Origin of the sequence: Acutalibacter muris (assembly GCF_002201475.1) — a bacterium.
GTDB classification, from domain to species: Bacteria; Bacillota; Clostridia; order Oscillospirales; family Acutalibacteraceae; genus Acutalibacter; species Acutalibacter muris.
The window spans coordinates 807899-820965 of sequence record NZ_CP021422.1 but is presented as its reverse complement, the minus strand read 5'-3'; the positions used below and the strand labels follow the sequence as shown (position 1 = coordinate 820965).

Genomic DNA, 13067 nt, shown 5'->3' with positions numbered 1-13067 from the left:
GCTGTGTTTTTTGCTGTCTGCCTGCGGGTCCTCCGCCGGCGGGCCCGAGCTTGGCGGCCTTACGCGGGTCAGCCTGACTTAACGAACCTGCTGCCGGGTCCCACCCGGCAGCTTTTTCTTGTCTGCACACATCTTTTCTCCACTATATATGCCAGCTTGACACATTTAATATTTCGAGTTAGAATATAAGGGGACTTTGTTCCCTTATCAGAGCCCCCCAGGAGGAGTATTATGAAGCTCATCCCACAGAAAAAATTTTTTCGGTTTATTTCCCTTTTATTTGTGACCACCCTTATGCTTTTGCCGTCTTTATATTGTGGGGTGGCAATTCCCGCCCGTGCCGAGGCCTCGCCCGAAGTTCCCGAGGCCAGTACGGATTTCTACTATAACGATCAGGCAAACCTGTTGAGCGAAGAGACCCGCTCCCTTATCCTCACCAAAAACGCCGCTCTTGCCCCCCATTCTATCCAGCTGGTGGTCCTCACCATGGATACCCTTCCCGTCACCGGCTATACTCAGCGGGTGGAGTACCTGCGCTCTGTGATGCAGTCCTGGCAGGTGGGCGGGGCCGAGGGCCGGGGCCTGCTCCTGGCCTTGTCCGTCTCAGACGGCGACTACATAGCCGTGGCCGGAGAAGGGCTTTTGTCCCACTTCACCACAGATCTCCTAAAGTCCCTGCTGGACGCACAGCTGGAGCCGGACTTCAGCGCCGGCTCCTACGACGCGGGGGTGTCAAAATTCATCACCGAAGCCGCAAGCCAGGCGGAGACCTTCGCCGTCTCCTCCGGGAGCCAGCCGGTCTCCGCAAAGCCCGCGCCCAAAAAAGACGACGGCGTTCCCGTCCTTCTTTGGGTAGCCCTTGGGGCCGGGGCAGTGGCGGTCCTCTGTATCGCCGTGTTCCTCCTGTCCGGCCGCCAGAGCCGCAGGTATAGCCCCCGCCGGGGCGTCCACCGGCACGCGCCCCTTGTGACCCCGCCGCGCACCAACGTGCTGCGCCACGAGAGCCACACCCCCATAATTGTGAAATCCGCCCGCCGTGGGGACGGCCCGTCCCGCATAAGAAAGCTTTGACCCAAAAACTGTAAGAGGAGCTGTCCTAATTGGTATTTGCAGACCTTTTCTTCATCTACATATTCCTGCCCCTATGCTTTATATGCTACTTCATGGCAAAGACCCTGCCCGCAAAGAATGTGGTGCTCATCGTCTTTTCCCTGATATTCTACGCCTGGGGCGAACCCCTATGGATAATCCTGCTGGTATTCAGCTCCTTCCTGAACTGGTCCATAGGCATACTTATCGGGAAGAACCGCGCCACCGGCCGGGCCAGGCTCTTTGTGGCCCTGGGCATAATAATCGATATAGCCCTGTTGGTGGTTTTCAAGTACAGCGGCTTCCTCGTGGAGAACCTGAACGGCCTTACGGGTCTCGCCCTCCCTGTGCCCAAGATGCGTCTGCCCATTGGCATCAGCTTCTTCACCTTCCAGGCCATCTCCTATATCCTGGACTGCTACTGGGAAACTGTAAAGGTCCAGCGCCGCTACTCCCGCTTCTTACTCTACCTCTCCCTCTTCCCCCAGCTGATAGCCGGCCCCATCGTGCGCTACAGCGTGGTAGAGGACGAGATAGAGTCCCGCTCTGTCAACGCCACCGATCTTTGCGAGGGAGCCCTCCGGGTGATAGTTGGCCTGTCGAAAAAGGTGATACTGGCCAACAACCTCTGGGTGATAGTGGACTCCTTCTTCGGCAAGGATATCTCCACCCTCTCGTTCCTCGGCACCTGGTACACGGTGATAGTCTACTCCCTCTATGTCTACTTCGACTTCTCCGGCTATTCCGACATCGCCATCGGCCTTGGCCGCATATTCGGCTTCCACTTTGACGAGAACTTCACCCACCCCTTCGCCTGCAAAACCATCGCCGAGTTCTGGCAGCGCTGGCATATCTCTCTCGGCTCCTTCTTCCGGGACTATCTGCTCTACGTGCCCATTTTCGGCAAAAACCGCAAGTATCTCAGCCTGTTCCTGGTATGGTTCTGCACCGGTGTCTGGCACGGCGCGGCCTGGAACTATATCCTCTGGGGCCTATACTTCGGCTGCTTTATCTTCTTCGAGCAGAAGCTGGGGAAGAAGCGCATAAAAAAGTGGCCCCTCTGGTGGAAGCATATCTATTCAAAGCTGGTGATAATCATCGGCTTCGGCATCTTCTACTTCGAGGACCTCTCCCAGCTGGGCCTGTTCTTCCGCAATATCTTTGGCCTGGGCGCTATCACCGGCGCGGCCCCCTTCTTCGACCCCATCACCTGGGCCTCCTTCCAGAATAACCTGTTCCTTATCGCCGTATCCATAGTATGCAGCCTGCCTGTGCTGCCCAAAATAAAGAGCTTCTTTCTGGACTCCCCCAGCGACTCCCTGTATATAGCCGGCCGGGCGGGCTCCCTTATCGCCTGCATGGGCCTTTTGGCCCTTGTCAGTATCCTGCTGGTGGACGCCACCAACAATGTGTTCCTTTATTGGCGCTTCTGAATCCATTACCAAAATGAAAGCAAGGTGACCTCAAAGTGGAAAATCCCGAGATAAAGCATATCCGCGAGCCGGACCCCCGTCCGCGGACTCAGCCACAGCCCCGCCGCCGCAGGGTGGACCGGCGCGCCCTCTTATGCAGCCGGCTCTCCATTATCTGCCTTGCGGTACTCCTTTTGGCCTTTGCCCTTACATCGGCGCTGCTCCTGGTACTGCCCCGCTCCACCAAATCCCTGATAGAGAAGCGGGATTTGGCCACTTTCCCAAAGTTCACCCTGGAGAGCTATTTTTCCGGTGATTTCACTGCCGGCGTCGCCACCTGGTATGACGACACCGTGCCGAACCACGACGGCCTGAAGAACCTGGGCAACAGCTTCAAGCGCCTTTTCGGCCTGCCAAAGTCCGAGGATTCAGTGCAGTTCGTAGGCAAGATAGACAAAATACAGGACCGCGCCCCTGCGGAGGGCCCCACCCCGGCCCCCGTAAACAGCGGCGCTGATAATAACAGCCCCGGCACTGCCGGAGCCCCCCTGCCGGCGGGAGCCGCAGGCAGGAACATGACCCCAGACGCCTCCAACCTCCCCGCCCCCACCGCCGACCCCTTCCCCAACGGGGCCGTGGAGCAGAGGGATATCATCGAGAACATCATGATAATCAAGCAGGACGGCCACTGGCGGGGCATGGAGATGTTCGCCGGGGGCGGCGGCGATTCCTACGCCTCGGCCCTTAACGACCTGCGCTCGAAGGTGGACCCCTCCGTAAATATCTGGTCCATGCCCGCCCCTCTCCCCTGCCAGTTCTATACACCAAAGGAGTATAAGGAGTACGTGGCGGACCAGTCCCAGTGCTTTGACAACGTGCACGCAAAGCTTGGCTCCGGTATAACGCCCCTGAATGTCTGCGCCGCCCTGGCGGCTCACGCGGAGGAGCCCATCTACTGCCGCACCGATCACCACTGGCAGCCCCTGGGTGCCTACTACGCGGCCGAAGCCTTTGCCAGCGCCGCCGGGGTCCCCTTCGCTGATATCGGCTCCTATACCTCCAAAAAGATCGAAAACTCCATGGGCACCATGTACGCCTGGTCCAAGTCCGCCGACCTTCTAAGTGACCCCGAGGACTTTACCTACTACCTCCCCGGCGTGCCCTACTCGGCGGTATACTATAACCAGGACTTCAGCTTCGCCTGGGACGACGACGACCTCTTTGGGGCGGAGATACCCGAGGACCCCTATGTGGTGTACCTTGGCAGCGACCAGTATATCGTCAAGGTGACCACTGAGGTACAGAACGGCCGCAAGCTCCTGATAATGAAGGACAGTTACGGCAACGCCACCGTCCCCTTCTATACCAGTTCCTTCGGTGAAATATACGTGGCGGATATCCGCTATATGGAGCGGAATTTAGTCAGTATGATACGTGACCTGGGCATAACCGACGTAGTCTTTACCGTCTCGGCCTTCTCCGTGGTGGGCGAAAACGCCGGACATATTCAGACCCTTATAGACCAAAACGCCGGCGAGACCGTTACCGACCCATACCCCCAGCCCGGCCCCACCACCGCGCCGCCGGCGGCAGAATGACAGGAAAGGAGGCATAGCAGATGGACCAGAGAGAAGTATTCGACAGGCTGAACCGGGTGTTCCGTGATGTGTTCGACGACGAGACTATCCGCGTCACTCCCAATACCACCGCCGATGATATCGACGACTGGGACAGCCTTGAGCACATCACCCTGATATCCGCCGTAGAGCGGGAGTTCCGCATGAAGTTCAAAATGGGCGAGATATCCTCCATGAAGAACGTGGGCGAGATGGCCCGGATAGTTATGGAGCGCGCCAAGCGCTGAATCAACACAAAAAGTTCCCCGGCTTTGCCGGGGAACTTTTATTTCCGTCTCCTGCCGCCCTTCAGCTGCTCCTCTCTCCGGCGGCTCAGCTTCTCATACACAAAGGTCCCCACCGCGGCCGCGCCTAAAACAGCCGCAAATACGCCTCCAAGGGCCGCCAGCCTGTCAAAGGTGCTCACGCCCTCCCTTTCAATGGTGACCACCTCCGTCAGCGGAGCGCTGTCCGCACCGCCAGCTTCTCCCGGCCCGCTGGCAGCGAAAGCAGCCGGGGTACTCCCTGCCTTTGGGCTGGCAGTGGGCTTAGGAGTCTTTGCGGCCTTTGGTGTGGCCGTGGGCTTTGGCGTCTTCGTGGCTTTCGGCGTGGCGTCAGGTTCTGCTGTCTTTTCAGCCTTCGGCACAGCAGTGGGTTTCGGGGTTGGACTAGGCTTCGGGGTCGCGGTGGGCTTCGGGGTCGGAGCGATATACTCCCCTCTGTGAACATTTACTGTATATACCTGCTTTGTTACACCGTCCTCTGCGGTCACTGTCAGCCTAAACAGCGTATCGCTGCCGCCGGAGCCCAGATTTCTCCTGTTCACGCTGACCCTGGCCCCGGGCGAAGCCGATATCCCAAAACTCATTTCCGTCACAGAATAGGGCACCGACATTTCATACTCTGTAATGTCCGGTGAGAATTCCGGCTCCAGCTCCCCACTGTCAGGGTTAAGGGCCAGCAGCTTCGCCTCGCTGCTGGCCGGCGGCCTCTCCTCATACTCCACACTTACCGGCGGTATCTCCGGCACCTCCTTTTGGGCGGCCACCTGCTCCACATATACCTCCACCCTGGTGGTTGTGATATCCGCCGTCTTGCGCGCCTTAAACTCAAAGCTCACCGACTCCAGCCCGCTGCCGTCCGTATAGGAGGAGTATACAGCCCGCAATGTGCTCCCCTCAATAGTGTTTACCAAATACCCGCCGCTTACCTCCTGTGTCCCCACAAAATCCATCAATCCCGGCTCAAAGGATACACGGAACACACAGGCGTTTACCCTGCCATAAGTCCCGTCATACTCCACCTGTACCTCCAGGCCCTCCCCCTCCTGGCTGCCTGATACCTCGAATCCCAGAGCATGACCTTCCGCCGGCAGGAACCAGAGGGCTGCCAGCGCCGCAAAGAGGACTATGATCCGTCTCACGCCAACTCCCCCCTCCGGCCCAACACCATAATCAGTTCCAAAACATTTTATCATATTTCCCCAATGCTTTCTACCCTGACATCTGTAAAGTGAAGCATTATCGCTCTGCTCAGTTCCCTTGGCGAAAATGTCAAAAGCCACGGCCTATCGCCGTGGCTTTTCTGCTTATATACCTGAAATATTGTCTTGGGACACAAGCTTGATACCCTTTGCCGCCAGGGCCGCTCCTGCCGCCTTGGTGTCCTGCACCCGGAATATCATATAGGCGTGGTCCACGTCCCCGCCCCCAAGAAAGGCGTACATATACTCCACGTTGACCCCGGCCTCGGTAAGCACCTCCAGCACCCGGTGCAGCCCCCCCGGCTCGTCGGGTATCAGCACCGCCAGCACGGGGGTCAGCTTGTGGACGAAACCGCCGTCCTTTAAAACCGTCGCCGCCTTGTACACGTCGTCAACGATTATCCGCACAATACCGAAGTCGTTGGTTTCCGCAAGGCTCAAGGCCCGCATATCTATGCCGTTCTCCGCCAGCAGCGCCGTCATGTTCGTCAGCGTCCCCGGCCGGTTTTCCAGGAAAACGGATATCTGATTCACTGTCATAGCTTATCCCTCCTCAGATTTTCCTCTTGTCAATGACTCTTACCGCCTTGCCCTCGCTTCTGACGATGGACTTCGGCGCCACCAGTGTGACCTTGGCCGTCAGGCCCAGCATGGAACGAAGTCCCTCCATCAGCTCCTTCTGACGCTCTGAAATATCGCCCAGATTGTCCGTGAACATCTCCGGGGTCATCTCCACCTGCACGTCCAGGGTGTCAGTATTCTTTACTCTGTCCACAATAATCTGGTAGTTGGCCGGGTATCCATGGTTCAAAAGCACCGTCTCTATCTGAGAGGGGAACACATTCACGCCACGGATTATCAGCATATCATCCGTGCGGCCCTGAGGCTTTGTCATCTTCACATGGGTGCGCCCACAGGGGCAGGGCTCCCGGGTCAGGGTGCAGATGTCCCTTGTACGGTAGCGTAAGAGCGGGAAAGCCTCCTTGGTGATGGAGGTGAACACCAGCTCGCCCTGGCTCCCCTCCGGGAGCACCTCGCCGGTCTCCGGGTCAATTATCTCAGCTATAAAGTGGTCCTCGTTGATATGCATCCCGGTCTGGGCCGAGCACTCGAAGGACACCCCGGGCCCGGAGAGCTCCGTAAGGCCATAGATGTCATAGGCCTTTATGCCCAGGGTGTTCTCAATGTCCCGGCGCATCTCCTGGCTCCAGGCCTCCGCCCCGAAGATACCCGCCTTCAGCGGTATCTCCTCCGGAGTCAGCCCCATCTCCTTCATGGTCTCGCCTATGTACGCCGCATAAGAGGGCGTGCAGCAGAGTATGGTGGCGCTGAGGTCCTGTATGAACATTATCTGTCGCTCCGTATTCCCGGAGCTGGTGGGTATCGTAAGGCACCCCACCTTATGAGAGCCGCCGTTTAGCCCGGGCCCGCCGGTAAAGAGCCCATAGCCATAGCTCACCTGGCACACGTCCTCGTTGGTGCCCCCCGCCGCCATAATTGCCCTGGCGCAGCAGTCCTCCCAAAGGTCAAGGTCGTGCTGGGTATAGAAGGCCACTACCCGCTTGCCGGTAGTGCCCGAGGTGGACTGTATGCGCACGCAGTCCTTCAGCGGCTTGCCCATAAGCCCATAGGGATAGGCCTCGCGCAGGTCGGCCTTAGATAAGAAGGGGAGTTTATAAAGGTCGTCACTGGACCTGATGTCCTCCGGCGTGACCCCCTTTTCCTCCATCTTTTTCCTATAGTACGGCACCTTGTCCCAGACGTGCTTCACCTGCTTAACCAAGCGCTCGTCCTGGAGGGCCTTGATCTGCTCTCTTGGGGCACATTCGATCTCGGGTTGATAGTAGCGTTCCATATTGCATCAGTCCTTTCAAAATTCATTTCAGGAAAATTAAGCCCAATCTTTAAAAATAGTTCCTCTGCCTATTTCTACGCCCTCTGCCCCAGCGCAAAAGCCCTCCTGTTCAGCTCCAAGAACTTCCCCGGCACACACGCTTCTATGGCCTCCTGCCAGGCCTCAGGCGGGAAGTCGAAATAGTGGCTCAACCGCCCCAGCAGCACCAGATTCACGGCCTTGGCGCTGCCGGCCTGCTCTGCAAGCCCCAGGCAGTCCAGAGCGTCCACCTTAGCCCCGGCAGCTTCCATTTTGCCCACCAGCTTTCCGGGGTACTCCGCCGCGCCGGTTATCACGGGCATTGGGTCTATCTGCTGGGTGTTTGTCACCACCCGGCCCCCCGGCTTCAGATACTGGAGCCACCTTGCGGCCTCCAGCAGCTCAAAGGAGACGATCGCGTCCGCCTGCCCTTTATCTATCACCGGCGAGTACACCTTATCGCCGTACCGCACAAAGGTAACCACGCTGCCACCCCGCTGGCTCATACCATGGACCTCGGACACCTTAACATCGAAGCCCTGGCCCATCAATAGGTGTCCCAAAAGCTTGCTGGCAAGCAGAGAGCCTTGCCCCCCCACTCCGACTATCATGATATTTTTCGTCTCCATACTTAACCCTCCTTAAACGCGCCAAACCCGCAGAGCTGTTCGCAGACCCCGCAGCCCACGCACTGGGTGCCGTCGATATGGGCCTTGCCGTCCCTTATGGAAATGGCCGGGCAGCCTATCCTCATACAAGCCTTGCAGCCCCGGCACTTCTCCGGGTCCACCCTGAGCGCCGGCTTATGCTTCACATATTTTAACAGCGCGCAGGGCCTTCTGGAGATTATCACCGAGGGACCCTCCGCCGCCAGCTCCTCTTTGACCGCCGTCTCACAGGCCTTTAAATCGTAGGGGTCTATCACCCGTACCCTGTCAATGCCCATGGCTTTACACAAAGCCTCCAGGTCTATTTTACCCGCCGGATCCCCCCGCAGGTTGAAGCCGGTGGTGGGGTTCTGCTGGTGGCCGGTCATGCCGGTTATGCTGTTGTCAAGTATTATCACCGTGGAGTTGGACTGGTTATATGCTACGTTGGCAAGCCCTGTCATGCCCGAGTGCATAAAGGTGGAGTCTCCGATAACCGCCACAGTCCTCCCCTCGCTCTCAGCCCCCCGGGCCTTGTTAAAGCCGTGGAGCCCGCTTATGGACGCGCCCATGCACAGGGTCATGTCCATAGCCCCAAGGGGCGGCATGGCCCCCAGGGTATAGCAGCCGATATCCCCCAGCACAGTGCAGCCTAGCTTTTTCAGGGTGTAGAACAACCCCCTATGGGGGCAGCCCGCGCACATCACCGGCGGGCGGTTGGGCAGCTCCTCAGATAGCCCCCTTCCCTCCGGCACAGGCAGGCAAAGCTTTTCGGCCACCATATTCTGGCTCAGCTCCCCGCAGAGCGGGAAGTAGTCCTTGCCGCTCAGCGCCAGCCCCAGCCCCCGGCAGTAACCCTCCAGGAGAGGGTCGCCCTCCTCGGCTACGACAAGCCTATCTACTTTACACGCAAAGTCCTTTATGAGCTTCTCCGGCAGGGGCCAGACCATGCCCAGCTTCAGCACCGGGTATCTGTCCCCGCAGACCTCCTTCACGTACTGATAACAGGTGCTGGAGGTGATAACGCCTATCCTGCTATCCTCTCCGTCCTCGACCCGGTTTATCTCCGCCGTTTCGGCCCACTCAGAGAGCCGCCTAAGCCGGTCCTCCACCACCGGGTGCCTTTTTATGGCGTTGGCCGGGGCCATCACATACTTCCCCGGGGCCTTCTCATAGGGCTTTATCTCCGGCTCCACCCTCTCCGACAGCTCCGCCACCGACTGGGAGTGGGCAACTCTTGTGCACATCTTTAAGAGCACCGGCGTGTCGAACTCCTCCGAGAGTTCATAGGCAAGCTTCGTAAACTCCAGCGCTTCTTTTGAGTCCGAAGGCTCCAGCATGGGCAGCTTCGCCGCCCTGGCGTAGTGCCTGGAGTCCTGCTCGTTCTGAGAGGAGTGCATACCCGGGTCGTCGGCCACGGCTATGACCATCCCGGCGTTCACCCCGGTATAGCCCATGGTAAAAAGGGGATCTGCCGCCACGTTCAGCCCCACGTGCTTCATGCCGCAGAAGCTCCTCTTGCCCGCCAGGCTGGCCCCAAAGGCCGTCTCCATGGCCACCTTCTCGTTGGGAGCCCACTCGCAGTATATCTCCGCAAACTTGGCCGCCTCCTCGGTTATCTCCGTGCTGGGCGTGCCCGGATAGCTGGACGCCACCGCGCACCCCGCTTCATAGAGCCCCCTTGCCACGGCGGCGTTGCCTAAGATAAGTTTTTTCATAACGCTATATGTACCTCCTCATCATATCTCATAGTCGATGCAGGCCCTGTCCGCGCGTATGCCGCCCACGAACCTGCCGAACTCCACGTGCTCGGGCGAGACCTGATAGGTGTTGAGCTGGTCCACGGACTCGAAGTCCATTATAAGCGCCACGTCAAAATTGGCGTTTGGCGCGCCCTGGACCCTGCTCACCGCCCGGCCGCTCTTTATGACCGGCAGCTCGCAGAGCTCCGTCCCCCGCCGCAGAAACTCGGCGGTGTTCTCCTCTTTATTCTCGGGCTTCAGTGAAAACATAACTATATGCCTTATCATGATACGGTCTCTCCTTATCCCTTATTCTGCGCCTCCACCAGCCGCACTCCGCAGTATATCTCCCGAAGCTTCGGCTTCTCTATCTTGCCCGTGGCGTTCCTGGGCACCGGTGCGAAAATGAGCTTTCTCGGACGCTTATACCTGGGCAGGTCCTTGCAGAAGTCCATGACCTCCTCCTCGGTGCAGTCCATGCCCTCCTTGACCTGGAGGACTGCCGCGGCTATCTCCCCCAGCCGCTGGTCCGGCAGGCCGATAACGGCCACGTCGTGTATCTTGGGGTACCCGGAGAGGAAGGCCTCTATCTGCACCGGGTACAGGTTCTCGCCGCCGGAGATGATAACGTCCTTTTTGCGGTCCACTAAGTATATGAAGCCGTCCTCGTCCTGCCGGGCCATGTCCCCGGTATGGAGCCAGCCGTTTTTCAGCACCTCGTCCGTGGCGGCCTTATCGTGGTAGTACCCCACCATCACGCCGCCGCCCTTTACGCAAAGCTCGCCCACGTCTCCGGGCTTTACGGGCTCGCCCCGCTCGTCCACTATCTTCACCCGCCAGCCCGTGCCGGGTACGCCGATAGCGCCCACCTTATGAGGGTTGTCCACCCCCAGGTGCACACAGCCGGGGCCGGTGGACTCGGAAAGGCCGTAGTTGGTGTCATACTTGTGGTGGGGGAAATACTCCCACCAGTGCTTCACAAGGCTTGGGGGCACCGGCTGGGCGCCGATGTGCATCAGCCGCCACTGGGAGAGTTTATAGTCCTCTATTTTCAGTTCGCCCCTGTCAAGGGCGGCAAGGATGTCCTGGGCCCAGGGCACCAGCAGCCATACTATTGTGCACTCCTCCGAGGAGACAGCTTCAAATATTGCCTTTGGGGAGTTCCCCTTCAGAAGCACCGCCTTGCCCCCGGTAAAGAGGGAGCCGAACCAGTGCATTTTCGCCCCGGTATGGTATAGGGGCGGTATGCACAGAAAGACGTCCTCATGGGTGGTCTCATGGTGTAAAGCCTCCATCCTTGCCGACTGCATAAGGGCCGAGTGCCGAAGGAGGATGGCCTTGGGGAAACCCGTGGTGCCCGAGGAGTAGTAGATAGCCGCCTCGTCCTCGTCGTCTATCAGCACCTTTGGCGGCGCGCTGGAGCAGTTGGCCGAAGCCCTGTGGTAGTCCTCCGCAAAGGTGGGGCAGCTGTCCCCCACAAAGAACAGCAGCTTCTCCCCGCCTATATCCGGGACTATCTCCTCCACGCGCCCAATGAACTCCGGCCCAAAGAACAGCACGTCCGCGTCGGAGAGCCCCAGACAGTACCTTATCTCGTCGGCAGTGTACCGAAAGTTCAGCGGCACCGCTATCGCCCCGGTCTTGAGTATCCCGAAGTATATGGGCAGCCACTCCAGGTTGTTCATCATCAGCAGGGCCACCTTCTGTCCCTTGCGTATCCCACGGCCCAGCAGCAGGTTCGCCGCCCGGTTCGATTTCTCGTCAAAGACGGACCAGGTTATCTCCCGCCTGTAGGGCGCGGGCCCCCCGGGCTGTATGAGCTCATACTCCCGCCAGGTCACGCGCCTGGGCTCCCGAAGCTCCGGGTTTATCTCCACCAGGGCGGTCATGTCGCCATAGAGCTTCGAGTTTCTTTCCAACAGGTCTGTAATGGGCATTGTCAATCCCTCCGTCCGGCCCAGTATCTTGGGGCTGGAGTTATTCATTTTACACAATACATATTATTATAGACTATTTTCCCCCCGCAGTCAAGAGTCGCTGTCCGATTGACTTTCCCGGCAAAAAATGGTATATTAAAGATAATCTCAAGAGAAAGGAAGGAGCATCATGAAAAACAAAGAGTTTGTCAATTATACAACACCCGGGAGGGCGGATATAAATTGACCCTCCCCTAAAAATGGAGGAATAGCATTGTTTAACGAGAAAGAGCTCATAGCAAAATGGAACGCCGATATGTACGACCTTCACGAGACGGAAACAGAGGACGTTGATTTCGCCCTGTCCGTTATAGGCCCAGCGCCCAAGAATATCCTGGAGATCGCCTGCGGCAGCGGACGCTTTCTGGTCCCCCTGGCAAGGGCCGGGCACACCGTAACCGGGCTAGACTTCGACCAGTATATGTTGGATAAAATCGGCCCGAAAGCCGCCGGGCTTGACAACATCTCCTGGCGCAGGGCCGACGTGATACGCGAGTCCTGGGGAACCGGCTTCGACGTGGTACTCATAGCCGCGAACCTCCTGTTCAACATCATCTCCGACATGGACTATGAGAAGGCCCAGCGCCTGCTCCTTGAGAAGGCCTCAAAGGCCCTTTCCCCAGGCGGCAGCGTCTACATCGACTATGCCTGCACCCGGCGCCCGGAGGCCTGGTTCAACGGCCCCGGCGAAAAGATTGTCTGGGAGGGCGCCGACAGCGCCGGGAACACCGGGCGCATGGTACTCTCCGGCAGCACCTTCGACTGCGACAGCAGCATCGTCCGCTTTACCCGCCGGTTCGAGCTTACCCTCGCCGACGGCGGCAGGATAGTGGAGGAGATACCCTCAGTTAAGCATTACCCCCCGCTCCGGCAGGTCCGCGGCTGGCTCTCAGAAAACGGCTTCTCGGTCCGGAAGGAGTACGGCGACTATAGCCGCCGCCCCATCGGAGAGGACACGGACAGGGCCGTTATCTGGGCGCAGAAACCATAAGCACATAGCTGTCACGCCCCTCAAATACTGAAATTTTATTTCATCAAGTAACATAAAATTGAGGTCCCGGAACTCCGGGACCTCTCTATTTACCAAAGCTTTGTCGAACCATAGGTTATTTTAATGTGATTTCATTTCCCGTCATTTCCCGATGATTTTTTGAAACTTTTTTTCTAAGTTTTTTTCATTTATCCCTTGCAGGAAACCGCGACTTATGGTAAAATTTATTCACGCCTAT

The 13067-nt window shown here is 58.2% G+C and carries 12 protein-coding genes; 5 read left to right on the top strand and 7 right to left on the bottom strand.

Going from position 1 to position 13067, the window contains the following annotated elements; translation table 11 throughout:
- The first annotated feature begins 231 nt into the window (after positions 1–231).
- The 4 genes from ADH66_RS04105 to ADH66_RS04090 are packed head-to-tail and all read left to right on the top strand — an operon-like array spanning position 232 to position 4365.
- Entirely contained in the window at positions 232–1071 is an 840-nt protein-coding gene (locus ADH66_RS04105) for a TPM domain-containing protein (RefSeq protein ID WP_066535369.1), read from the top strand.
- A 29-nt stretch (positions 1072–1100) separates the two neighbouring features.
- A complete protein-coding gene (locus tag ADH66_RS04100; protein ID WP_066535372.1) occupies positions 1101–2522 on the top strand; it encodes an MBOAT family O-acyltransferase in 1422 nt (473 codons plus the stop codon).
- Positions 2523–2557: 35 nt separating this feature from the next.
- Positions 2558–4099: a DHHW family protein gene (locus ADH66_RS04095; protein WP_066535374.1), complete on the top strand. Its 1542-nt coding sequence runs from the start codon at positions 2558–2560 to the stop codon at positions 4097–4099.
- Positions 4100–4119: 20 nt separating this feature from the next.
- Complete coding sequence (locus ADH66_RS04090) at positions 4120–4365, top strand: acyl carrier protein (protein ID WP_066535376.1); 246 nt, start codon at positions 4120–4122, stop codon at positions 4363–4365.
- Between the two features lie 38 nt (positions 4366–4403).
- Here ADH66_RS04090 and ADH66_RS04085 read toward each other — a convergent pair whose 3' ends face one another.
- The 7 genes from ADH66_RS04085 to ADH66_RS04055 all read right to left on the bottom strand — a co-directional run bounded on the left by ADH66_RS04085 (position 4404) and on the right by ADH66_RS04055 (position 11799).
- Positions 4404–5540 (bottom strand): cadherin-like beta sandwich domain-containing protein, encoded by a 1137-nt coding sequence (locus ADH66_RS04085; protein WP_066535378.1) that lies wholly within the window; start codon positions 5538–5540, stop codon positions 4404–4406.
- A 165-nt stretch (positions 5541–5705) separates the two neighbouring features.
- Complete coding sequence (locus ADH66_RS04080) at positions 5706–6140, bottom strand: ACT domain-containing protein (RefSeq protein ID WP_066535380.1); 435 nt, start codon at positions 6138–6140, stop codon at positions 5706–5708.
- A 13-nt stretch (positions 6141–6153) separates the two neighbouring features.
- Positions 6154–7455, bottom strand: coding sequence for a phenylacetate--CoA ligase family protein (locus tag ADH66_RS04075; RefSeq protein ID WP_066535384.1), 1302 nt, complete (start codon positions 7453–7455; stop codon positions 6154–6156).
- Between the two features lie 74 nt (positions 7456–7529).
- Positions 7530–8102 (bottom strand): indolepyruvate oxidoreductase subunit beta, encoded by a 573-nt coding sequence (locus ADH66_RS04070; RefSeq protein ID WP_066535386.1) that lies wholly within the window; start codon positions 8100–8102, stop codon positions 7530–7532.
- Positions 8103–8104: 2 nt separating this feature from the next.
- A complete protein-coding gene (gene iorA, locus ADH66_RS04065) occupies positions 8105–9838 on the bottom strand; it encodes an indolepyruvate ferredoxin oxidoreductase subunit alpha (RefSeq protein ID WP_066535389.1) in 1734 nt (577 codons plus the stop codon).
- Positions 9839–9859: 21 nt separating this feature from the next.
- Entirely contained in the window at positions 9860–10150 is a 291-nt protein-coding gene (locus tag ADH66_RS04060; RefSeq protein ID WP_066535393.1) for a Dabb family protein, read from the bottom strand.
- 14 nt (positions 10151–10164) lie between these two features.
- Entirely contained in the window at positions 10165–11799 is a 1635-nt protein-coding gene (locus tag ADH66_RS04055) for a class I adenylate-forming enzyme family protein (protein ID WP_066535395.1), read from the bottom strand.
- 253 nt (positions 11800–12052) lie between these two features.
- Between ADH66_RS04055 and ADH66_RS04050 the strand changes: the two genes are divergently transcribed.
- On the top strand, positions 12053–12829 hold the full coding sequence (locus tag ADH66_RS04050) for a class I SAM-dependent methyltransferase (RefSeq protein ID WP_066535398.1): 777 nt from the start codon (positions 12053–12055) through the stop codon (positions 12827–12829).
- The last annotated feature ends 238 nt before the right edge of the window (positions 12830–13067 follow it).